The 21,945-nt window shown below is 73.9% G+C and carries 19 protein-coding genes; 10 read left to right on the plus strand and 9 right to left on the minus strand.

What is annotated here, in order from left to right:
• Positions 1 to 8 precede the first annotated feature (8 nt).
• Together FHS13_RS00600 and FHS13_RS00605 are read right to left on the minus strand one after the other, a co-directional pair.
• Positions 9 to 1,286, minus strand: coding sequence for an MFS transporter (locus FHS13_RS00600; RefSeq protein ID WP_184285696.1), 1,278 nt, complete (start codon positions 1,284 to 1,286; stop codon positions 9 to 11).
• A 155-nt stretch (positions 1,287 to 1,441) separates the two neighbouring features.
• Entirely contained in the window at positions 1,442 to 2,899 is a 1,458-nt protein-coding gene (locus FHS13_RS00605; protein ID WP_184285698.1) for a solute carrier family 23 protein, read from the minus strand.
• Between the two features lie 219 nt (positions 2,900 to 3,118).
• Here FHS13_RS00605 and FHS13_RS00610 point away from each other — a divergent pair, with 219 nt between their 5' ends.
• From FHS13_RS00610 to FHS13_RS00620, 3 genes are read left to right on the plus strand one after another with little or no spacing between them, the layout of a single operon-like run.
• Entirely contained in the window at positions 3,119 to 3,376 is a 258-nt protein-coding gene (locus FHS13_RS00610) for a DUF2530 domain-containing protein (protein WP_184285700.1), read from the plus strand.
• A gap of 50 nt (positions 3,377 to 3,426) precedes the next feature.
• Positions 3,427 to 4,923, plus strand: coding sequence for a DUF7059 domain-containing protein (locus FHS13_RS00615; RefSeq protein ID WP_184285702.1), 1,497 nt, complete (start codon positions 3,427 to 3,429; stop codon positions 4,921 to 4,923).
• 42 nt (positions 4,924 to 4,965) lie between these two features.
• Positions 4,966 to 5,826: an MOSC domain-containing protein gene (locus FHS13_RS00620; RefSeq protein ID WP_184285704.1), complete on the plus strand. Its 861-nt coding sequence runs from the start codon at positions 4,966 to 4,968 to the stop codon at positions 5,824 to 5,826.
• An 18-nt stretch (positions 5,827 to 5,844) separates the two neighbouring features.
• Here the strand turns inward: FHS13_RS00620 and FHS13_RS00625 are convergent, their stop codons facing one another.
• The 4 genes from FHS13_RS00625 to FHS13_RS00640 form a co-directional block, all read right to left on the minus strand.
• Positions 5,845 to 8,967: a sacsin N-terminal ATP-binding-like domain-containing protein gene (locus FHS13_RS00625; RefSeq protein ID WP_184285706.1), complete on the minus strand. Its 3,123-nt coding sequence runs from the start codon at positions 8,965 to 8,967 to the stop codon at positions 5,845 to 5,847.
• 139 nt (positions 8,968 to 9,106) lie between these two features.
• Positions 9,107 to 9,859, minus strand: a complete 753-nt coding sequence (locus FHS13_RS00630; protein WP_184285708.1) for a DUF3027 domain-containing protein — start codon at positions 9,857 to 9,859, stop codon at positions 9,107 to 9,109.
• Positions 9,860 to 10,068: 209 nt separating this feature from the next.
• Complete coding sequence (locus FHS13_RS00635) at positions 10,069 to 10,452, minus strand: cold shock domain-containing protein (protein ID WP_184285710.1); 384 nt, start codon at positions 10,450 to 10,452, stop codon at positions 10,069 to 10,071.
• A gap of 519 nt (positions 10,453 to 10,971) precedes the next feature.
• On the minus strand, positions 10,972 to 11,703 hold the full coding sequence (locus FHS13_RS00640) for a hypothetical protein (protein ID WP_184285712.1): 732 nt from the start codon (positions 11,701 to 11,703) through the stop codon (positions 10,972 to 10,974).
• 107 nt (positions 11,704 to 11,810) lie between these two features.
• Between FHS13_RS00640 and FHS13_RS00645 the strand changes: the two genes are divergently transcribed.
• The 5 genes from FHS13_RS00645 to FHS13_RS00665 all read left to right on the plus strand — a co-directional run bounded on the left by FHS13_RS00645 (position 11,811) and on the right by FHS13_RS00665 (position 17,460).
• Positions 11,811 to 14,276 (plus strand): helicase-associated domain-containing protein, encoded by a 2,466-nt coding sequence (locus tag FHS13_RS00645; protein WP_184285714.1) that lies wholly within the window; start codon positions 11,811 to 11,813, stop codon positions 14,274 to 14,276.
• A 42-nt stretch (positions 14,277 to 14,318) separates the two neighbouring features.
• A complete protein-coding gene (locus FHS13_RS00650) occupies positions 14,319 to 14,714 on the plus strand; it encodes a CD225/dispanin family protein (protein ID WP_184285716.1) in 396 nt (131 codons plus the stop codon).
• Positions 14,715 to 14,803: 89 nt separating this feature from the next.
• Positions 14,804 to 15,253 (plus strand): hypothetical protein, encoded by a 450-nt coding sequence (locus tag FHS13_RS21820; RefSeq protein WP_343064848.1) that lies wholly within the window; start codon positions 14,804 to 14,806, stop codon positions 15,251 to 15,253.
• Between the two features lie 44 nt (positions 15,254 to 15,297).
• Entirely contained in the window at positions 15,298 to 15,717 is a 420-nt protein-coding gene (locus tag FHS13_RS00660; RefSeq protein ID WP_184285718.1) for a CD225/dispanin family protein, read from the plus strand.
• Positions 15,718 to 15,813: 96 nt separating this feature from the next.
• Positions 15,814 to 17,460, plus strand: a complete 1,647-nt coding sequence (locus FHS13_RS00665) for a DNA repair helicase XPB (RefSeq protein WP_184285719.1) — start codon at positions 15,814 to 15,816, stop codon at positions 17,458 to 17,460.
• A 6-nt stretch (positions 17,461 to 17,466) separates the two neighbouring features.
• Here the strand turns inward: FHS13_RS00665 and FHS13_RS00670 are convergent, their stop codons facing one another.
• Positions 17,467 to 17,703, minus strand: coding sequence for a hypothetical protein (locus FHS13_RS00670; protein WP_184285721.1), 237 nt, complete (start codon positions 17,701 to 17,703; stop codon positions 17,467 to 17,469).
• A 178-nt stretch (positions 17,704 to 17,881) separates the two neighbouring features.
• On the opposite strand from FHS13_RS00670, the gene FHS13_RS00675 reads away from it, so the two are divergent.
• Positions 17,882 to 18,850, plus strand: coding sequence for a R2-like ligand-binding oxidase (locus FHS13_RS00675; protein ID WP_246404266.1), 969 nt, complete (start codon positions 17,882 to 17,884; stop codon positions 18,848 to 18,850).
• 246 nt (positions 18,851 to 19,096) lie between these two features.
• Here the strand turns inward: FHS13_RS00675 and FHS13_RS00680 are convergent, their stop codons facing one another.
• Positions 19,097 to 20,440 (minus strand): glycoside hydrolase family 6 protein, encoded by a 1,344-nt coding sequence (locus FHS13_RS00680; protein ID WP_184285728.1) that lies wholly within the window; start codon positions 20,438 to 20,440, stop codon positions 19,097 to 19,099.
• A gap of 171 nt (positions 20,441 to 20,611) precedes the next feature.
• On the opposite strand from FHS13_RS00680, the gene FHS13_RS00685 reads away from it, so the two are divergent.
• Entirely contained in the window at positions 20,612 to 21,028 is a 417-nt protein-coding gene (locus tag FHS13_RS00685; protein ID WP_184285731.1) for an NUDIX hydrolase, read from the plus strand.
• On the opposite strand, the gene FHS13_RS00690 is transcribed toward FHS13_RS00685, so the two are convergent.
• On the minus strand, positions 21,021 to 21,851 hold the full coding sequence (locus FHS13_RS00690; RefSeq protein ID WP_343064849.1) for a CPBP family intramembrane glutamic endopeptidase: 831 nt from the start codon (positions 21,849 to 21,851) through the stop codon (positions 21,021 to 21,023). The two genes, FHS13_RS00685 and FHS13_RS00690, sit on opposite strands and share 8 nt — an antisense overlap.
• Positions 21,852 to 21,945: the final 94 nt, after the last annotated feature.

Here is a 21,945-nt window from a genome sequence, read left to right on the forward strand (position 1 = left end):
ATCCTCGCTCAGGCGGCCTCCTCCGTCTCCTTCACCGCGGGGGAGGTGCCGCGCCTGCGGTCGAGGACGTTCCGCACATCGACCCCTCGGGCGCGCAGCAGGGGCCCGGCCAGGACCGCGACCACGAGCAGGGTGGCCAGGCCGCCGAGGACGAGGCTGGTCCGGGGGCCGAAGGCGTCGGCGAGGTAGCCCACGACCGGCGCGCCGAGGGGGGCCACGCCCATGAACACCAGCAGGTACATGCTCATCACCCGTCCGCGCATGGTCGGCTCGACGGTGAGCTGGAACGTGGCGTTCAGGGTGGTCACGTAGGTCATGAAGGCCATGCCCATGGGCACCAGCACGAGGACGAAGGCCACGTAGGCGGGCACCATCCCGGCGACGACCTGGGACACGCCGAAGATCAGCGTCCCCGCGAGGACGTAGCGGATCCGGGGGCGTTCGCGGCGGGCGGCCAGGAGCGCTCCGGCGAGCGCGCCCACGGCCATCGCGGCGGCGGCCACACCGTAGGCCTCGGCCCCGGTCTCGAACACGTTGTTGACCATGAGCGCGATCTGGTTCTGGACGTTGGCGCCGAAGAACTGGGTGCAGGCGGCCAGGACCAGCATGAGGACGAGGTCGCGCCGTCCGGCGACGTAGCGCAGGCCCTGCCGGACCTGCCCCTTGGCCCGTGCGACCGGCTCGGTGCGGTTCAGCTCGTCCGTGCGGATCATCATCAGCGCGCCGATGGTGAAGAGGAACGAGGCGCCGTTGATGAAGAAGACGGGTCCGCTGCCGATCAGGCCGACCAGCAGGCCGGCGACGGCGGGACCGGTGACCCGGCCGAGCTGGAAGCTGGCGCTGTTGAGCGCGATGGCGTTGGTGAGCAGCTCGCGGTCGACCATCTCGGGCACGAACGACTGCCGTGCGGGGTTGTCGAGCACGGTGACCAGGCCGAGCGCCGTGGCGAACAGGTACACGTGCCAGACCTGCGCGGCCCCGGCGGTGGCCAGGACACCCAGTCCGACGGCGAGCACGCCCATGGCGCTCTGGGTGAGGATGAGCAGCCGGCGCTTGTTCAGCCGGTCGACCAGGGCGCCGCCCCACAGGCTGAGGAAGAGCAGGGGGAGGAACTGGAGCGCCGTGGTGACGCCCAGCGCGATGCCGCTGCCGCCGCTGAGCTGGAGGACCAGCCAGTCCTGGGCGATGCGCTGCATCCAGGTGCCGGGGTTGGAGAGCAGCTGGCCGATGGCGTAGACGCGGTAGTTGCGCACGGCCAGGGACCTGAACATGGCGATGTTGCGCACCGGCCTCACCCTGCCGGGTCGGCAGTCGCGGAACATCCCGATACATAAAGTAACAAATTACCCAAAAGACCCACCGAAGCTCACAAAAGTAAACGGCGTTGACTCCATCAATGGAGTCAACGCCGTCCGCATCGGCGGAAATTCCCGCCCTCGGATCAGCCGAACAGGGCCAGGATCGGTGCCTCCGCGAAGTGGAAGAGGAACACCGCGGAGATCACCCACAGCACCGGGTGGACCTGGCGCCCCTTACCCAGCACGAGGCTGACGAACGCGTAGGTCAGCAGGCCGATGCCGATCCCGTTCGAGATCGAGTAGGTGAAGGGCATCATGATGATCGTCGTGAAGGAGCCCAGAGCCAGCGCCGGGTCCTGGAAGTCGATGCTCGTGACCTGGGTCATCATCATGAAGCCCACGATGACCAGGATCGGCGTGGCCGCCTCGAACGGCACCAGGCTCACCAGCGGGGTGAACAGCGCCGACAGCAGCATCAGCACACCCGTGACGATGGGAGCGATGCCGGTGCGGGCGCCCTCGCCCACACCCGCGGCCGACTCCGCGTAGACGGTGGCCACCGAGGCCGAGCCCACACCGCCGAGGACCGTGCCGATGGAGTCGGCGACCAGGACTCCCCGGGTGTTCTCCAGGTTGCCGTCCTCGTCGGTCAGACCGCCCTGGTGGGCGACGCCGACCATGGTGCCCATGGTGTCGAAGAAGTCGGCCAGCAGCAGGGTGAAGATCAGCGTGACCACGGTGGCCACACCGATCTCGGACCACCGGGAGAGCACGTCGGACCCGCCCTGGAGGAACAGGCCGAGCAGGGAGATGTCGGGGACCGAGACCAGGTCGCCCACACCCGTGGGCAGGCTCGGAACGGTCAGGCTCCAGCCGAGGCCGTTCTCGCCGTCGCCCAGGAAGGTCTCCAGGGCCAGGGCCAGGACGGTGGAGACGACGATGCCGATGAGCATCGCACCCGGGACCTTGCGCACGTACAGGGCGATGGTGACGAGCAGGCCCACGACGAAGACGAGGATCGGCCAGCCGTTGAGACCGCCGTCGCCGAGCTGGACCGGCGTGCCGTCACCGGCCTGGACGAAGCCGGCGTTGACCAGGCCGACCAGGGCCAGGAAGAGTCCCACGCCGACGGCGATCGCCGTCTTGAGGCCCGCCGGGATGGCGGAGAAGACCGCGGTGCGGAAGCCCGTCATCACGAGGATGAGCAGCAGCACGCCCTCCACGACGATGAGCAGGAAGACGTCCGACCACGGCATGAGCGGGGCGACGCCGTAGGCGACCACGGCGTTGAGGCCCATGCCCGCCGCGATGGCGAACGGGTAGCGGCTGACCACGCCCATGAGGACGCAGGAGACCGCGGCGACCAGTGCGGTCATCGCGGCGACCTGCGGAATGCCGAGGGTGTCGCCGTTGACGTCCTCCGCGGTACCGATGATCAGCGGGTTCAGGACGATGACGTAGGCCATGGCGAAGAAGGTCGCCAGACCGCCCCGGATCTCGGTTCCGAGGGTGGAACCGCGCTCCGAGACGCGGAAGAAGCGGTCCAGGGCGCCCGTGGGCTCCGTGGAGACGCCGGAGGGGGATGAAGACGGTGCGTTCACGCTGTCAGCCTGACCTGGTCGTGTTACCGGACAACAAGGATTCTGCGCCAGGTTAGTTGCATCTTTCTACAAGCGTCAGGCGGCTCCCGGCCTCGCCTTCATAGAAAACGCCATACCGTCGGATGATCCGCTCGGCGAATGTGACCAACGCATCGTCGGCCGACCTCCCCGGTCGCCGCCTCCGTGAAGTGCCCCGCACTCCCCGGATAGCCTGGAGCCGTGCGCAAACCCCGACAGCCCGATCCCGAAGTCCACGAGACCGACTACCGCGTACCCGCCGCGCTCGGCACCCTGGCGTGGACGGTGGCGCTCGTCGTGCTCCTCGCCATGGGCGACGGGCTCCCCGAGTCCGAGCGCTGGTGGATCGGCGTCTGCGTCACCGGGATCGCCCTGGGGGTCTTCGGCTTCCTCTACATCCCCCGCCTGCTGCGCAGGCGGTCCGCCTCCGGCGGCTCCGACGGGGAACCGCACTCCTGACCACCGCTCCCGCCAGCGGCGGCCCCCGCGCCGTGCCCGATAATGGGCGGGTGCCTGAGACGAACTTCCCGCGGGGGCTCGCCGAACGCCTCCGCGGCACCCTCATCGACGCCGACTACACCGTGTCCGGCGTCCGCGACCGGCTCGGCGACGCGGCGGCGCGGGCGCTGGCCCGCGAGGAGCTGGTCCCCGCCCTGCGCGCCACCGGCGGTGAGGAGCGGCTCGGCCTGCTGCTGCGCCTGTGGTGGCTCCGGTCGCCCATCCCGGCCAAGGCGGCCCGCGCCATACTGCCGGTCGACGAGCTCGTCGAGGCGGGCATGGTCACCGTGGACGAACTCCCCGGCGGTCCGCACGTGCGCGCCCTCGTGCACCTGGGCCCGTGGGAGCTGGAGGAGGGCCGCCCCGGCTTCGTGGTCTCCGACCCGAAGGTGCGCCCCGGCAGCGGCGCCGTGCCCCGGCACGACCACGTGGTCGGCGCCGGCGGGGCGTCGGCGACCCTCTCCCAGCTGATCGTCGACGGCCCCTTCGACCGCGCCCTGGACGTGGGCACCGGCTGCGGCGTGCAGGCGCTCCACCTGGCCTCGCGGGCCCGCGAGGTGGTGGCCACCGACCTCAACCCCCGCGCCCTGCGGCTGGCCGGGATCAGCCTCGCGCTCTCGGGCATCTTCGGCACCCGGCTGGAACAGGGCTCGCTGTACGAGCCGGTCGAGGGCGAGCGGTTCGACCTGATCGTGTCCAACCCGCCGTTCGTCATCACCCCCGAGGCCTCCCGCTACACCTACCGCGAGTCCGACCTGCCCGGCGACGACGTGTGCGCCGAACTGGTCCGGCAGGCGCCCGCCCACCTCACCGAGGGCGGCTGGTGCCAGATCCTGGCGAACTGGGTGCACTCCGACACCGACGACTGGAAGGACCGCGTCGGGGGTTGGGTGGCCGGCACCGGCTGCTCGGGCTGGGTGGTCCAGCGCGACGTGCAGGACCCCGCCGAGTACGTGGAGCTGTGGCTGCGCGACTCCTGCGAGCAGGGGACCCCCGAGTACACGCGCCGCTACGACGCCTGGCTGGACTACTTCGAGCGCGAGGGCATCAAGGGCATCGGCTTCGGGTGGATCAGCCTGCGCAACGACGTCGCCCAGGACGCGACCGTGCGAGTGGAGGAGCTGGCACACGACCTGGAGAAGCCGGTCGGCCCCTACCTTCCCGACGTCGTGGACGGTGCGATGACCGCGCACCGCCTCACCGACGCCGCCCTGCTGTCCACGCGCCTGTCCCTGGCCCCCGGCGTGGTCGAGGAGCGCGTGAGCCGCCCCGGTGCCCCCGACCCGGAGAAGATCCTGCTGCGCCAGCGCGACGGCCTGCGCCGGGTCGCCCGGGTCGGAACGGTGGAGGCCGCCCTGGCCGGGGTGTGCGACGGCACCATGCCGGTGGCGCCCCTGCTGGACGCGATCGCCGAGCTCATCCACGAGGACCCCGCCGTCATCCGCGAACGCACCCCCGAGGCCCTGCGCACCCTCATCTCCGAGGGCTTCTTCCGCGTCGCCCGCTGACCGGCCCGCGGACGCCGGGGAGCGGTGCGCTAGCGTCGTTCCATGGCCCGCATCCGCGAACTCGTCCGCTACCCCGTGAAGGGGTGCTCCGGCACCCCGCTGCGCTCCGCCGAGCTGACCCCGGCGGGGATCCGGCACGACCGGGCGTTCATGGTGGTCGACGACGCGGGCGGCTTCCTCAGCCAGCGCAAGGACCCCCGCATGGCGCGCATCCGCGCCGGGATCGACGACGGCGGCACCCGCCTGGACCTGGCCTTCGACGGGATCGAACCGCTGGCGGTCGCGGCCGACCCGCAGGGGCCGCGCCTGGACGTGCTCGTGCACAAGCAGCCGCTCACCGGGATCGACCAGGGCGAGGAGGCCGCCGACTGGCTGTCGGAGGTCCTCCGCGTGCGCTGCCGCCTGGTCCGGGTGCCCGACGACCACGGCCGGGTGACCGGCGGGCTCACGCCCGGCACCGCCGGCTTCGCCGACAGCACCGCCGTACTGATGGCCTCGACCGCCTCCCTCGACCTGCTCAACGGGCGCATCGCGGCCGCGGGGGCCGAACCCGTGCCGATCAGCCGCTTCCGGCCCAACATCGTGGTGTCGGGCTGGGAAGAGCCGCACACCGAGGACCGTGTCCGCACCGTCCGCCTGGGCACCGCGGAACTGGGCTACGCCAAGGTCTGCATCCGCTGCGCGGTCACCACCGTCGACCAGGAGACCGGTGCCGGGCGCGGTCCCGAACCGCTGCGGACGCTGGCCGGGTACCGCCGCGCCGACGGGGGCGGGGTGTCCTTCGGCGCCAAGTTCGCCGTCACCCGCCCCGGGACCCTCGCCGTCGGCGACGGGCTCGACGTCACCGCCTGGGGCGAAGCCGAGCAGGGCCTGGGCGAGCGCCTCGCCGCCGCCCTGCGCTGAGGCCGCTCCCCCGGCGGGCTACTGGAGGTCGGCCTCCGCCAGGAGCCGGGCGGCGGCCTCCGGCACACGCAGGGCCGCGGCCACCAGGTGGCGCCGCTCCCACTGCTCCGCACGCCAGCACAGGGCCCGGGCCAACCCGTCGTCGGTCGAGGCGTGCACGGCGCCGTCGCCGACGTACCACTCCACCTCGATACCGTCCACGGTGAGCGTCTCGTGGTGCAGGTAGGTGCGGTCGGGCTCGCCCTCGGGGTCGAGGAAGAGGCCGGCCACGCCGGGCACCCGGCGGTTGCGCCCCTCCGACTCCACCTCCCCCTCGACGACCTCGCTCGCCAGGTCCACGTCGAGCACGTCGGCCAGTGCCTCCGCCGACGCGGCCGGGACGAGCAGCAGCGGCCGGTCCTCCACCAGCGGCAGCAGGTCGGGGGAGTCCACCACCACGGCGTCCTCGGCGTCGGCGATCACGACCGCGCCGCCGAGCACGGCCCGGACGCGCTCGGGCGGCGTGACCAGTTCGGGGTCCACCCCGGCCAGGGCGGTCCAGATCCGCAGCAGGGCCGCGCGCTCGACGTGCCGGTCGGGGTCGGCCAGGCGGGCGAGCAGATCGTCGGGGCCGCCGGGGTCGGCCAGCAGGTCCTCGAGGGTGGTGCGCACCCCCAGGGCGCGGGCGAACTCGGGGTCGACGTCCGCCGGCACCTCGTCGTACAGACCCGCCAGCGCGGTGTCGGCCTCGGGGGCGCGCAGCTCGGCGGGCGCGCGACCGCCCAGGAGGGCGCGGTCGCGCAGCCACCAGGCGGTGTAGGAGGGCACGTCGGCCGTACGGCCGTCGGGCAGCACGATCCGCGTCGGGGCGACGACCGCCTCGCGCAGCTCTCCCCGGGCGAGCATGGTCAGGGCCTCGGGCCAGCGGTCGTCGGCCACGTAGTCGAGGTCGGCGACACACACCAGCTCGGGGACGACCGGCGGCAGCTCGGGCGAGCCGACGCGTTCGAGCATCTCCTCGGCCCACTCTTCCAGGCCGTCGGGGGCGTCCACGGAGCCGTCGAAGGCCGATGCGGCGTCCTCGCCGAGCACGGTCTCCTCGGCGCGCAGCACGGGGAACTCCCACAGGGCGCCGACCGCGCGCAGGGTGTCGGTGCCGTACCGCTCCACCAGGTCGGCGTGCACGGTGCCGAACGGGGCGTCGCCGTCCAGGACTTCGGCCAGCGGCGCGCCGGGGACGAGGAGCTCGGCGGCGACCGAGTACCCGTCCTCGTCGTCGTGCAGGGCGAGTTCGGCGAGCCAGGGCAGGTCGGCGGCGGTGGTGCCGGAGGCCGCGACGAGGTCGAGGACGGCCTCGGCCAGGGGGTCGGGGTCGTCGGCGTCGAGGGAGCCGCGGACGGCCGCCTCGGTGCGCGGGTCGGCCAGGACGGCGGCGGTCCCCGCCTCGATCGCGCCCAGGCGCAGCAGCAGCGGGTGGGCGGCCTCGGGGTGGACGACGCGCACCCCCAGCGCGGCGAGAGCGGCCGGGTCGAGTTCCCCGCCGGCCTGTGCCCAGTCCCCCGCGGGGACGAGGAGGGAGCGCGGACCGCGCACGAGCCGGCCGTCGGCGAGGGGCACGGGCAGGGCGCCGAGCTCGTCGAGGTCGGCGCCGCCGCTGCCGGCGTCGGCCAGGGCCGTGTAGAGGTCCGCCCACCAGCGGGGCGGCCGGTCGGTGTCGGCGAGCATGTCGGCGACGTCGGCCAGGCCGACGCGCCGCACGCGCAGGGCCGCCAGGGCGGGGTGGCGCGGGCCCCAGGAACCGGGCAGCAGGGAGGGGACGAGCTCCGCCAGGGCGCCGACCAGGCCCGGGGAGCCGGCGGCTCCCCCGGTGTCGACCAGGACGGCCTCGCGCGGGGCGATCGGCGCCCCGTTCTCGGTGATCAGGAAGGCCGTGTCCCGGAGGGGTTCGGCGACCCGGGCGCGGAACGCCGCGTCGACGGCGCCGCCGCCCACCCGGGGGCCGGGCACCAGTTCGAGTGCGGCGCGCGGGTCGAGGCGGCGCAGCAGCGCGCAGTAGGCCTCGGCGGCCTCCGCGAGCAGCAGGTCGGTGGCCGCTCCCGGTTGCACCGCGCGCCGGTCGCTGCCGAGCGGGAACGTGCCGATGAGGACGGCGGGCAGGTCGAGCTCGGTGTCGGTGGGCGTGGGCGCGTGCACGACGCCCTCCACGTCGGCGGGCAGGGCCGCCACCGCCCCGTCGGCGTCGACGGGGACCGCCCAGGTGAGGGACCACGCGGTGCGGCCGCGCTCCTCGGTGGGCCGGTCGGCGAGCAGGGCGGGGTCGAACTCCCCCGAGCGGCCGAGCACCCGCCACAGGGTCGTCCGGGTCCCCTCCGCCCCGGTGCGGCTCGTCACCAGGTCGGCGGTCTCGGTGCCGGCCGGCTCCTCGCGGGAGAGGAGGTACGCGTCGCCGTCGACGTCGACGCGGACCTCCTCCAGGCCGGGAAGGGCGAGCAGGAGGGCCTCGCCGGTGCGCTCCAGGAGTTCGCGCACCCGGTCGCGGGCCGCGGCGTCCCGGAGTCGGAGGACGACCGCCGTGTCGTAGCCCTCGGCGGTGTCGCCGGGGAGGGCGGGCGCGGGGAAGGGCAGGCGCAGCAGGGGCACGTGCCCGGAGCGGCGCTCCACCTCCTCGGCCAGGCCGTTGCGGGCGGTGCCGCCGGCGAGCAGTTCGGCGACGGCGGCGCGGGCCGGCTCCGCACCGAAGCGGATCGCGGAGCCGCCGGAGGAGACGGTGATGTCGTCGCTGAGGGAGGCCACGGCCGCGAAGCCCACGCCGAAGCGGCCCGCCGTTCCGGAGTCGTCGCGCTTGGTGGAGGCGCGCAGGGTCGCCAGCGACTCCACCCCCTCGGGGGTGAGCGGGGCCCCGGTGTTGGCGGCGGTGAGCACGTCCCCTCTCAGGGACAGCAGCAGCCGGCCCGGTACCCCGGCGCGGCGGGCGGCATCGGCCGCGTTCTGCGCGAGCTCGACGACGACCCGGTCGCGGTAGCCGCCGAGCGCGAGGTCCTCCTCGGCGTTGGCGTCCTCCCGGAAGCGGGCGGGCGCGTCCGCCCACGCCGCGAGGACGCGGCGGCGCAGCTCGGCGGTGTTGTAGGGATCGGCCACCGGAGCGGTCACGGACTCGGCCATGGTGGTTTCCTCCTGCGGGCACGGCCCGGGACGGGGCACCCCGGCACGGAGCAGGGGTGCGGTAGACCGACCCTAGCCGACCCGGCCGGCGTCCCGGGTCCGGACCTGCCCGGGCGGGCGGGTCCGGACCGGGCGGCCGTCAGGAGTCGGAGGTGACCAGTTCGAGCTCGGTGGTGTCGTCGAAGACGATGTGGTCGTACCCCATCTCGTCGACGACGGGCGAGGCCGGCTCGGCGGACTCGGGTGCGCGCACCTCGGAGTGGGCGCCGCAGCCGTGGTCCAGCGAGACCACCCGGCCGTCGTCGGGGGCGTACTCGTTGGTGCACACGCCGAACATCTGGCGCAGCTCCCCCGCGAGCGGGGTCATGAATCCGCAGGTGGCGCAGCGGGCGGGCGCGGCCGCGGCGATGGGGCTGCGCGGTCCGGACTCGCCGTTGTACCAGCGTTCGGCGGCCTGCTCGCGGCCGATCTCCGACAGTACGTGCTTGCGGCCCAGCCCCAGTTCCCAGAGCATCTGCTTGTCCACGCCCTCGTCGGCCAGGTCGCTCTCGGGGACCTGGGCGTATCCGGGGACGAGGCGCTCGTCGTCCTCGTCGGTGGGCAGCAGGTCGCCCACCCCGAGGTCGCCGGGGCGCAGACGCTCCTTCCAGGGAATCCATTCGGGTGCGGCGAGGGCCCCCTCGCCGGGGAGCAGGACCACCTCGTTGACCGTGACCTTCTTGGCGCGCGCGGCGCGCACCACGGTGACGGCGTAGTTCCACCCCGGGTATGCGGGGTCCAGGCAGGTGAAGTAGTGGGTGACCAGGCGCGTGTCCTCGACCTGAGGGGTGAGGTGCTCACCCACCCATTCGGGCCGCCCGATCTCGGCGGCGACCGAGCGGGCAAGATCCACGGCCTCGATACATGCCTTGTCCGGTGCAGGAGAACGTCGAGAAGGTCTCACGCCCCCCATTCTCACTGATCGCGGGCACCGATTTGACCATAACGCCGGTCAAGGTTCGCCCGATACAAGCTCTTGATCGGCTGCCCTGGCACAGGGCGCCCGGACCTGCCCGGTCCGGACACCCTCCCAGGAGCGGCGGGACGTGCGCCTTCGCCGCCTCAGGCCTCCAGGTCGTCGGCGACGGCTCTGAGGACGGCCGCGATCCGGGCGGCCTCGCGGCTCTCCGGTTGGCGGCCCCTGCGGTAGCCGTTGGACAGCCCTTCCAGCAGTTTGATGAGGTCCTCGGTGATGACCACCATCTCGTCGGGCTTCTTGCGGCGCGCCTTGGCCACCGAGTGCTGCGCGTCGAGCAGTTTCACCTGGAGCGCCTGGGCGCCCTTGCGCCCCTCGGCCACGCCGAACTCGACCCGCTGCCCGGGGCGCAGCGCCGCGGTCCCCGGGGGCAGGGCGGAGGAGTGCACGAAGACCTCGCCGCCGTCGTCACGTGTGAGAAAACCGAAACCCTTGTCGCCGTCGTACCACTTGACCTTGCCGGTGGGCACGTAGTGACCTCATGCTTTCACTGACGGGCGCCCCGGAACCGCTTGCGGGCGCCGTCGGCTCCGCCCTCGCGCGTCCCGCTCCGCTCCGGAGCCGCCACTGGTTGCCATGGGTGTGGGGTGGTCAATCAAGGCTAATACCCAGGGGTTACCGGCGCGAGGGCATAATTCACCCTCGTGTCGGCGCTTCGGGCCCCGGTGGACGGGACCCGGACGCGGTCCGGCCGGGCCCCGCGCGTCGGGGCGGCCCGCCACCGCTGCCATGCGGAGTACGGGACGGAACTCGGCGGCGCGGGACGCCCCGAACGCGGTGCGGCGGCCGGGCTGGAGGCCGGGCCACCGGTTCCGATGCAGCCGCCGAGGGCGGCGTGTACGGACAGGCTTACCCCGAAGAGCGTGCCCGCGCGCGCCGGGCAGGCGTTCCGGAAAAGGTCGTTCCCCTGTTTTTGCCGAGTGATGACCTGTGGCCCGGAGCCGCCGGCCCGGAGCCGCCGGCCCGGTGCCCGGCGCAGCGACTTCCCGTCAGGCGCGCCCCAGCCGGAGGTACAGGTGGAGCACGCACACCAGGGATCCCAGTCCGAGGCCGGCGACGCCCGTCGCGGCCAGGGACTGCTGCACGTACTCGTCGACGAAGTCCGCCTCGCCCTCCCAGAGCGCCATGCCCGCCAGGCAGCCCAGTACGGGGACCAGCACGGCGATCCGCTTGTCGCCCGCGCTCCACACCGGACTGAGCAGGACCAGCACGGTGCCGAGCACCCAGAGGAAGGACAGCCCCCATCCCCACGGCACCGCGGCCAGAAGCAGGAGCAGGGCCGCGGCCTCGGCGGGGTGGCGCCGCACCACCGCGGCGACCCCCCGCAGGGACCCGCCTCGCCGGGCGGTGCGGGTGCCCGCGCCCTTGGACCGGGAACCCTCCAGCAGCGATGCCAAGCCCCCGGCCGGCGGGCCGCCCCGCCAGGGCGGCGGCGGCCGGTCCGCCTGGCGCGGCCGGGGCGGGAGGAGCTCCTCGTCCTCCAGGTCGAGGTCGCGGCCGGTGACCTCCCGTTCCACCAGGTCCCGGGGGGTGCCGAGGCCGAGGAGGATGTCCCGGACGGTCGCGGGGTCGTCCCGGCCCGCGGCGGCGCGGCGGGCGTCGATCCGCGAGCGCACGTCCGCGAGGAAGAGGGTGCGCTCCCTGGCCGTCAGGCGGCCGTGCAGCTCCAGACCGACCTCGGACAGATAGTCGAGAACCAGTTGTTCCGAGCGCTGGGTCATGGCTCCCATAGTGGCCGAGGACAACCTGCCTTTTCATCCCTCTTCACCTTTTCGGTCGGAGGAATTCCCGCTTGTACCGTCCCCGGTATCGCCTAGCGTGGTCCCCGATGACCGACAACGCACCACCCGACCGGCCCGGACCCGGCACGGCGCCCGCCGGCCGCCCGCCGACCTTCACGTCCTGGCTCCGCGGCCGGTCGGACGGGGAGCTGGCCGCCCTGCTCTCCGCCCGCCCCGACCTCGCCCGGCCCGTTCCCGCCGACATCGGCGCCCTGGCCGCGCGGGCCACCGCCCGCAACGCCGTCCTGCGCGCCCTGGAGCACCTGGACAGCTACTCGCTCCAGGTCCTGGAGGCGGTCGTGGCCCTCGGCGACGACCGCCTCCCCGCCCCCGTCGGGGCGGAGCCGGAGGCGCTGGCCGCCGCTCTGCGCCAGGATCCGGGCGAGGCGCCGCTCCCCCGGGTCCTGGAGGAGCTCCTGGGCCTGGCCCTGGTGTGGACCGACCGGGGCCGCCTGCGCCCCGTCCAGGTCCTGCGCGAGCTGCTCCCCGAGCCGGCGCGGCTCGGACCGCCGGCCCGGGTGCTGCTCGCGGCGATGCCGCACGGCGCCGTCCGGCGGCTGGCCGACGACCTCTCCCCCGACACTGCCGAGGCCTCTCCCGTCGAGGCGGTCGCCGTCCTCCTGGCCGACCCCTGCCGGGTGTCGGAGCTGCTCGGGCAGACCGGGCCGCAGGCGCGGCGGCTGCTGGAGGGCATGGTGTGGGGGCCTCCCCGCGGCACGGTCTCCGACGCCCGGCGCGAGGTCACCACCGCCACCGCGGCCTCCCCCGTGGAGGAGCTCCTGTCCCGCGCCCTGCTCCTGCCCAGCGGCGACGACACCCTCACCCTGCCCCGCGAGGTGGCGCTGCACCTGCGCGGCGGTCCCCTGTTCCGCGAGGTCCGCACCGCTCCTCCGCCCCTCGAGGGGACCGTGCGTCCCGAGGAGGCCGTCACCCGCGCCGCGGCCGGACAGGCCTTCACCGTGCTGCGCGCCGTCGAGGAGCTCCTCGAGGAGTGGTCGCGCGAGCCCGCCGCCGTCCTGCGCAACGGCGGTCTCGGCGTGCGCGACCTGCGCCGGGCCGCCCGGGCCATGGACACCGACGAGGACACCGCCGCGCTGATCGTCGAGACGGCCTCCGCCGCCGGGCTCCTCGGCACCGACGACCGCGTGGGGGGCGAGTGGCTGCCCACCCGCGCGTACGACCTGTGGCGGGAGGACCCTCCCGAGCGCCGGTGGCTGCGTCTGGCCTCCGCCTGGCTGGAATCGGGCCGCGTGGCCTCGCTCGGCGGGTCGCGGGACGCCGGGGGCAGGGTGCGCAACCTGCTCGGCCCGGGACTGGAGCGCCCCGCCGCCCCGCAGGCCCGGCGCGACGTGCTCCGCGCGCTCGCCGCGGCCGAGCCCGGCACGGCCCCCCGGCCGGAGTCCCTGTCCGAGTATCTGGCCTGGTGCCGGCCGCGTCGGCAGTCCCCGGTCCGCGCGGAGCTCGTGGCGGCGGCCTCGGCCGAGGCCGCCGTGCTCGGGGTCACCGGTCTGGGGGCGCTCGCCGGATACGTGCGGCCCCTGCTGGAGGGGGACGAGGAGGGCGCGGCCCGCGTGCTCGCGGCCGAGCTGCCCCGGCCTCTCGACCACGTGCTCGTCCAGGGCGACATGACCGCCGTCGCCCCGGGGCCGCTCGTGGCGGACCTGGCCCGCGAGCTCGCCCTGGTGGCGGACGTGGAGTCGACCGGCGGTGCCACGGTCTACCGGTTCACCGAGGACTCCGTGCGCCGGGCGCTGGACGCCGGGCGCGGCATCGACGACATCACCGACCTGCTGGAGCGCCACTCGCTCACCCCGCTGCCGCAGGCGCTGCGGTACCTGGTGGCGGACGTGGGGCGGCGGCACGGGCGGCTGCGGGCCGGCTCGGCCTCCAGCTACCTGCGCTGCGACGAGCCCGCCCTGCTGGAGGAGCTGGCGGGCGACCGGCGCACCCGCGACCTCGGGCTGGTCCGGCTCGCCCCGACCGTGGTGGCGGCCCGGGTCGGCCGTGCCGTCCTCGTGGAGCGGCTGCGGCAGCTGGGCTACCACCCCGTCCCCGAGGGTGGGGACGGGGCGATGCACCTCGGCCGCCCCGAGGTGCGCCGCGCCGATCCCCCGGACGCGCCCCCGCCGCCGGCCCGGGAGGTCCGCGGCGAGGAACTGGCCCTCGCGGCGGTGCGCGCGGTGCGCGCGGGCGACGAGGCCGCCACCGCGGAGCGGCGGCCCGTGCCGCTGCCGGAGGACGGGCCGCCCGGGTCCCGGGCCGCGGCCGTGCTCGACGTGCTCTCGGCCGCCGCCCGGGAGGGGCGCCGGGTGTGGATCGGCTACACCGACACCGACGGGCGCCGGGTGAGCCGGATCATCGAGCCCTCCCAGGCCGACGGCGGCTTCGTCACCGCCTACGACACGACCCGCGCGGCCGTGCACCGGTTCGCCGTGCACCGGATCACGTCGGTCGCCGACCTCGGCGAGGACGGAGGACCGGAGGCCCGCCCGGAGGCGGGAGGCGCCCGCTAGGGTGGTGCACGGTCGACCCTCCGACAGTGGGAGACACCCCCGATGAGCAACGCATCCCTGCCCCCTGGAGCCTCGTCCCCCCGCGACCACGGCCGCGAGGAGCCGCGCGGGGACGAACGCGACCGCGGGGAGCCGGAGCGCCCGGCACCCGCGGGCGGCGGTGCGGGCAGCTCGACGATGGCACTGATCCTGCACGCGCTCACGTTCCTGTGCTGCGCGAACTGGATCTTCGGAATCGCCGGGATCGTCTTCGCCGTGCGGGCCGCGCACGCGCGCGACCGGGGCCTGCCCGACCGCGCCGAGGTGCTCACCCGGTACTCCTGGTACTGCCTGGGTGCCGCAGGGGTGATGGTGTTCGTGATGCTGGTCCTCACGGTGGTGGTCTTCACCCAGGCGGGATCCTGGGTCCAGGGCGTGGTCCCGGTGACCAACTACTGACCTCTCGCGGTGCGGGCGCCTCGTCGGTCGCTGCCGGCGGGTAGAACAGGTAGACGACACAGGACGACGAGCGGGGGGAGTGCCGACCGGTGAGAGGCTCAGGTGGCCCTCGGGCCTTCTGGGAACGGGAGCAGGGCCCCGTCCCCCGGCCCGGGCTGCCCTCTCCGCCGCGCGGTCCGTACGGCTCCCCGCCGCCCGCAGGTACCCGCTCCGCGTCCCACCCCGAGTACGGCTCGCCGCCCGCCGGTCCCCCCGCGCGGGTGGGCGGGGCCGTCGCCTCGCTCGTGGTGGCGGTCCTGAGCCTGGTGGCGCTCGTCGCCTTCACCGTCTGGTCGGAGCTGTGGTTCCTCCTCCTGGCGGCGAACGCCCCCGGTGTCGCCCTGGGGATCACCGCCCTGCTGAAGATCCCCGACGCCCCGGAGGTGGAGCGGTACATCCGCTACACCTGGGCCTGCAACTTCGCCTACATGGCGGTGCTCGCGGTCTTCCTCGTCTCGCTCGCGGCCCTGGCGGTGTTCTTCGTCCTCCTCGGCACCTGACAGCGGCGCCGACCCCTCCTTTCCCCTCTGCACAAGGCACACACATGAACAACTGGAACCCCGACCACCCCGGCGACGGGTACGGCACGCCCCACCAAGGCACCCCCGGCGGATACGGCACGCCCTACCAGGGCGCCTCCGACGGGTACGTCGGCTACGGGCCCCCGCCCGTCGAGTACGGCCCTCCCGTCCCGCTCCAGCCGCACCACGGGACGCCCCCGCAGCAGGCCGGCAGCGGCAGCGCGATCACGGCCCTGGTGATCGCCTGCGTCCAGCTGGTGCTCTGCTGCGGAGTGTTCGCGATCCCCGGCATCGTCTTCGGCGCTCTCGCCCTCGGCGAGAAGTACGACGCGGAGAAGGCCGCCCGCCACACCCGTACGGCGTGGGTCTTCAACTGGGCCAACATCGGCTTCGTCCTGCTGGCCGCCCTGTTCGTCCTCGTGGTGATCCTCAGCGACATGTAGCCCTTCCCGGGATCCGGGCGCGCCGGGCATGATCGGGGCCTCCCGCGCGTTGCACCCTGAGCCGCCCCCTCGCCCCGAGCCCGAAGGAAGGTCCGTGTGTCCTGCCTGATCGTCCAGTCCGACAAGACGCTCCTGTTGGAGGTCGGCCACGAGCTCGCCGGCGAGTGCCGGCGCGCCATCGCCCCCTTCGCCGAGCTGGAGCGCGCCCCCGAGCACGTCCACACCTACCGGGTCACCCCGCTGGCGCTGTGGAACGCCCGGGCCGCGGGCCACGACGCCGAGCAGGTCGTCGACGCCCTTCTCCGGTTCTCCCGGTTCCCGGTGCCGCACTCGCTCCTGGTGGACATCGCCGAGACGATGGACCGCTACGGGCGGCTGCGGCTGGTCGGCGACCCCGCGCACGGGCTGGTGCTGGAGTCCTCCGACCGCGCGGTCCTGGAGGAGGTCGTCCGCGCGCGCAAGCTCAAGGGGATGCTGGGCGAGCGGATCGGTGACGACGCGGTGGCCGTGCACCCGAGCCGGCGCGGCGACCTCAAGCAGGCGCTGCTGAAGATCGGCTGGCCCGCCGAGGACCTGGCCGGGTACGTGGACGGCGAGGCGCACCCGATCGCGCTCGACCAGGACGGCTGGGAGCTGCGGCCCTACCAGAAGGAGGCCGCCGAGAGCTTCCACGCGGGCGGGTCCGGCGTGGTGGTGCTGCCGTGCGGCGCGGGCAAGACCGTGGTCGGCGCGGCGGCGATGGCGCTGGCGGGGGCGACCACGCTGATCCTGGTGACCAACACCGTCTCGGTGCACCAGTGGCGGACGGAGCTGCTGCGGCGCACCACGCTCACCGAGGACGAGATCGGCGAGTACTCGGGCAGCCGCAAGGAGATCCGCCCGGTCACCATCGCCACCTACCAGGTGATGGCGGCGCGCCGCAAGGGCGTGTACACGCACCTGGAGCTGTTCGAGGCCCGCGACTGGGGGCTGGTGGTCTACGACGAGGTCCACCTGCTGCCCGCACCGATCTTCCGGATGACCGCCGACCTCCAGGCGCGCCGCCGCCTGGGGCTGACCGCGACCCTGGTGCGCGAGGACGGCCGGGAGGGCGACGTGTTCTCCCTGATCGGCCCCAAGCGCTACGACGCCCCCTGGAAGGACATGGAGAACCAGGGGTGGATCGCCCCCGCGGACTGCGTGGAGGTCCGCGTGGACCTGTCGGAGTCCGAGCGGTTGGCGTACGCGACCGCCGAACCGGAGGACCGCTACCGCTTCTGCGCCTCCTCCGAGGCCAAGACCGCCGTGGTGCGCGCACTGGTGGAGCGGCACGCCGGCGACCAGGTGCTGGTGATCGGCTCCTACATCGACCAGCTGGACGAGCTCGGCGCGTCGCTGGACGCCCCGGTGATCAAGGGCGAGACGCGCAACAAGGAGCGTGAGCGCCTGTTCGACGCGTTCCGCGCCGGGGAGCTGCGGACCCTGGTGGTGTCCAAGGTCGCCAACTTCTCGATCGACCTGCCCGAGGCGGGCGTGGCCGTGCAGGTGTCGGGGTCGTTCGGGTCCCGGCAGGAGGAGGCGCAGCGGCTGGGCCGGGTGTTGCGGCCCAAGTCGGACGGGCGGGCCGCGCGCTTCTACGCCGTGGTGGCGCGCGACACCGTCGACCAGGACTACGCCGCGCACCGGCAGCGCTTCCTGGCCGAGCAGGGGTACGCGTACCGGATCATCGACGCCGCGGACGTCCTCGCGGGCGAGGAGATCTGAACCGGGTCAGAAGGAGGGCAGTCCGCCCATCACGTACGTGCCCGCGGCGATGCCCCAGGCGACCAGCGAGTAGCTGAGGACCCGCGTGCGCAGTGCGCTGTCGTCGCGGATCCCCGGAGCGGCGAAGGCGGCGGCGAGGAGGGCCAGGCCGAGGAGCGCCGGGACCGCGGAGGCCAGTGCGAACAGCTGGGTCTGTGCGGCGCACGCGGCGTAGCCCGGGGATCCCGGATCACCACAGAACACGTCGTACCCCGATCGGAACTCGTGTGGACGGTACCCCCAGACCGTACCGTTTCGGCGGGAGGCGGCCCGCCACGGCTGCGCTGCGTGCACCTCCCGTCCACACTCCGGCGCACCACCCTTTACACGGAGCGGACCGGCGTCCAATGATGGGGGGCGACACCCCCCCATGGAGGCCCCCATGACCGACCAGCGCCGCACCGGCTTCTCCTCCCTCCGCGACGGAGGCCTGAACTGGGACTCCCTCCCGCTCAGGCTGTTCGCCAAGGGCAACGCGAAATTCTGGAACCCCGCCGACATCGACCTCGGCCGCGACGCCGAGGACTGGGAGGCGCTCGACGAGAACGTGCGGAAGCGGATCCTGCGCCTGTGCGCCCTCTTCGCCGCGGGCGAGGAGGCCGTCACCGAGGACCTCCAGCCCTTCCTGCGGGCGATGGCGGCCGAGGGCCGGCTCGGCGACGAGATGTACCTGACCCAGTTCGCCTTCGAGGAGGCCCGCCACGTACAGGCGTTCCGGCTGTGGCTGGACGCCGTGGGCGTCCGGGACGACCTGCACTCGTACGTGGACTCCAACCCCGGCTACCGGGCGCTGTTCTACGAGGAGCTGCCCCGGTCCCTGGAAGCGCTCCTGGAGGACCCGGGCCCGCGCAACCAGGTGCGCGCCTCGGTCACCTACAACCACGTCATCGAGGGCTCCCTCGCGCTGACGGGCTACCACGCCTGGAACCACATCTGCACGTCTCGGGGCATCTTCCCGGGCATGCGCAGGATCATCGCCCACATCGCCGACGACGAGCGCCGCCACATGGCCTGGGGAACGTTCACCTGCCGCCGCCACGTCGCCGCCGACGACTCCCTCTGGGACACGGTGCAGGAGCGGCTGGAGGAACTGCTGCCGCACGTGACGGCCACGGTCGAGGTGGGGGAGGCCGTCGCGGAGGCCACCCCCGAGACCATGCGCTACGAGCTGACGCCGGGAGAGCTGGTCGACTACGCGGGGGACCGCGCGCTGCGCCGCCTGGGCGCGATCGGGTCCGCGCGCGGTGTGCCCGTGGCCCGGATCGACCTGGACACCTCCCCCGAGGAGCTGGAGGAGGAGTTCGGCGAGGAGGACCGCGCGTCGCTGGAGGGGGTGGCGGGGCGCAGCTAGGCCCTGTTTCTCGGATCGTCTCGGGCTGCACGGCCGCCAGGCGCCCCCTTGCCGCGTCGGAGAGCTTGCGAAGCCCGCCAGGCTGAGCGGCGCTCTCCGCCTTGCACGGGAACGCCTGGCCGGCCGTTCGCCGGGGGATCGGCTCCGCCGATACGGCGAGAGCATCCAAAAAACAGGACCGAGGTGTACGGGCCGGGGCGGAAGGCATCGGCCCTCCGCCCCGGTCCGGTTCGCGGAAACGGCGGATCAGCTACCGGAGCAGGTCGGCTCCGGGACGCCGTTGGTACCGCTGTGGTTGGCGGTGAAGCCGAACTCGGTGCTCTGCCCCGCGGCGAGCCCGCCGCTCCAGGCGTTGCTGCGCGCGGTGACCCGGGAGCCGCTGGTGGAGACCTCGGCGTTCCACGCGTTGGTGATCACCTGGCCGTTCGGGAAGGTCCACTCGACGGTCCAGGAGTCGAGGTCGGTGCCGGCCGTGACCTCCACCGCACCCTGGAATCCGCTGCCCCAGTCGTTGACGACCCGGTACACGGCCTCGCAGTCGCCGTCGCCCGGCTCCCCCGGTTCCCCGGGCTCACCCGGTTCGCCCGGCTCCTCCGGCTCGCCGGGACCCGGCTGGTCGGGGGCGTCGACCGCCATCTGGTACGCCAGCTCGGGGATGAACTGGCCCGCCCGTCCGGCGCAGCCGTCCGCCTCGCCCGGCAGCTTGACCCACAGGAAGGCGTCGATGGCGGGGTTTCCGGTGTCGGTGGTGCTGGGGGTGCCGATCATCCGCCCGGAGGGGTCGCACCACTCGTCGTCGGGAGAGGGCCCGTTGCCGTTGCGGCTGGTGTCGATGACGGCCTTGAGGCCGGGCACGCCGGTGGCGGCGATGGTCGCCTCGGCGAAGGCGACCTCGTCGGCGGTCCAGCGGTAGTTGGAGGTGTTGGTGGACACCCCGTGCGCGCTGTCGGCGATGTCGGCGCCGTGGAGCAGTCCGGCCGCCTCGCTCGGGGTGAGCCACGCGGAGTGGCCGATGTCAAAGTACACGCGCGCCTGGGAGGACCCGGCCATGAGCGCCTTGCCCGCGTAGGCCATCGAGTCCAGGAGGGCCTGGCGGTCGGAGGCGCTGCTGCAGTTGCTCACCAGCGGCAGGGCGTCGGGCTCCACCACGATGGTGGCGGGCCGCCCCTGGAGCCCGGCGGCGAACTCGTCGATCCACGCGCGGTAGGCGTCGTGGCCGGGAGCGCCTCCGCCGCTGTGGTTCCCGCAGTCGCGGCCGGGAATGTTGTAGACCACCATGATCGGGATCTGCCCCTCGGCGGCGGCCGCCGCGGTCAGGGCGGACACCTCGCCGCGGATCTCGGAGGGGTTGTGCTGGGTGAACCAGTTGCCCTGGCCGACGGAGGCGATCTTGTCGCGGATGACGCCGGCGCGGTGGTCGCCGGGGTTCTCCTGGACCCACTGGGCGGAGGCCATGTCGGGGTTGACGTAGAACTCGGATTCCGCGGCGGAGGCGGGGAGCACGGTGAGGGCCACCGTTCCCGTCGCCAGTGCCGCGACAAGCCCGGTGAAGGCCCCCAGGACCTTGCGTGTGCGGGAAGTGCGGGACATGCGCTGTTCCTTGGTCGATGTGTGTGCTTCGGACGGCCCCCACCGTCTGGGAGCGCTCCCAGTCACAGCGGACTGTAACCCGGCGGCGACACTCCGCCCAGAGGGGTCGGCGCTTGCGTTTCCCAATGGTTATCTTTCCGCCCCCGCTCCGCACGCGCGTAGGGTGGGAGCATGCCGCAGTCCTCCGCCCCCTCCGTGATCGACGCCCTGGTCTGGGTGCACGTCCGCGACGGCAGGGTGCTGTGCGTCCTCCCCGAGCGGTCCGACCTCCTGTACTCCCCCGGCGGCAAGCGCGAGCCCGGGGAGAGCGACGAGGAGGGCGTGGCCCGCGAGGCCCTGGAGGAGGTCGGTGTCCGGCTCGTCCCGGGCACCTTCCGCCTGGTCACCGTGTTCGAGGAAGCCGCGCACGGCCGCCCGCCCGGCACCCTGGTGCGCATGACCTGCTACACCGCCGACCACGAGGGCGAGCCCGCGGCCTCCGCCGAGATCCGCGAGCTCGCCTGGATCTCCCACGGGGAGCGCCACCGCTGCGCACCCGCCACCCGCCGCCTCGTCGAGATCCTCCACGAGCGGGGCATGGTCAGCTGACCGGGTCGGGCACGCGCGCGCCCCAGTCGCCCTCGGCTCGGGTGAGCAGCACGGTCACCAGCACACCGAACACGAAGGGGCCGAGGAACGCCCCCGCCATCAGCAGCTCCTGGCTTCCCCCGACCGTGAACAGCTCTCCGGCCAGCAGCGCCTGCGCCGCGGTCTGGAAGACCGTGTGGAAGCCCACGCAGGCCCACACGTTCCCGGTGACCAGCCGGATGCATCCGAGGACCACACCCATGCCGAGGAACAGCGGAAGCCGCTCGGGCAGGACCTCCCACCCGGCCGTGGGGACCCACAGGACGAGGCCGAAGACGGTGAACAGCGCGGCCTGGGCGAGGACGGTGAGCCAACCGGACAGGACGGTGTTGAGGTTGCGGTACAGGTAGCCGCGGAAGATCAGCTCCTCGGGCAGGGCCTCGAACAGCAGCACCAGGACCGCCAGCACGGCCAGCCCCGCCGCGGTTCCGGCGGCGGACCGCTCGGGAACGACGGCCACCCACCCCGGCACCAGGACCAGCGCGAGCCCCGCCGCTCCGGGCAGCAGCCAGGAGACCGCGCCCACCAGGAACGGACGCCATCCGCGGCGCGGTCCGGTGAGGCGGAGCCCGCTCCACGGCCGCCGGTCGAGGTACCGGCGTGCCAGCCACACCATGGGAACGGCGAGGGCGCACACCACCAGGGCGTTGACCCAGTGCCGCGGTCCGCCCTGCGGACCTTCGGGAAGCAGTTCGCCGATCCGGGCCATCAGCTGCCAGATCAGCACGGACGCCGCCATGACGGCGGCGATCCGCAGGAGGAGGTGGGGCCTGCGTTCGTCCACGGGGGTGTCTCCGTTCGGGGGGGTGTGCCCCCAGGCCTTCCCCCGGCAGCGCCGTCCTCACTCGGGGAAGGCCCTGAATCGACCCTGAACCGGG

Origin of the sequence: Nocardiopsis algeriensis, from assembly GCF_014203695.1 — a bacterium.
Classification (GTDB): Bacteria; Actinomycetota; Actinomycetes; order Streptosporangiales; family Streptosporangiaceae; genus Nocardiopsis; species Nocardiopsis algeriensis.

What these genes read in the sequence shown, in the direction of transcription:
- FHS13_RS00685 (WP_184285731.1), top strand. Translation starts at nt 20,612, where the DNA reads ATGCCGCAGTCCTCCGCCCCCTCCGTGATCGACGCCCTGGTCTGGGTG.
- FHS13_RS00675 (WP_246404266.1), top strand. Translation starts at nt 17,882, where the DNA reads ATGACCGACCAGCGCCGCACCGGCTTCTCCTCCCTCCGCGACGGAGGC.
- FHS13_RS00680 (WP_184285728.1), bottom strand. Translation starts at nt 20,440, where the DNA reads ATGTCCCGCACTTCCCGCACACGCAAGGTCCTGGGGGCCTTCACCGGG.
- FHS13_RS00620 (WP_184285704.1), top strand. Translation starts at nt 4,966, where the DNA reads ATGGCCCGCATCCGCGAACTCGTCCGCTACCCCGTGAAGGGGTGCTCC.
- FHS13_RS00645 (WP_184285714.1), top strand. Translation starts at nt 11,811, where the DNA reads ATGACCGACAACGCACCACCCGACCGGCCCGGACCCGGCACGGCGCCC.
- FHS13_RS00640 (WP_184285712.1), bottom strand. Translation starts at nt 11,703, where the DNA reads ATGACCCAGCGCTCGGAACAACTGGTTCTCGACTATCTGTCCGAGGTC.
- FHS13_RS00625 (WP_184285706.1), bottom strand. Translation starts at nt 8,967, where the DNA reads ATGGCCGAGTCCGTGACCGCTCCGGTGGCCGATCCCTACAACACCGCC.
- FHS13_RS00650 (WP_184285716.1), top strand. Translation starts at nt 14,319, where the DNA reads ATGAGCAACGCATCCCTGCCCCCTGGAGCCTCGTCCCCCCGCGACCAC.
- FHS13_RS00660 (WP_184285718.1), top strand. Translation starts at nt 15,298, where the DNA reads ATGAACAACTGGAACCCCGACCACCCCGGCGACGGGTACGGCACGCCC.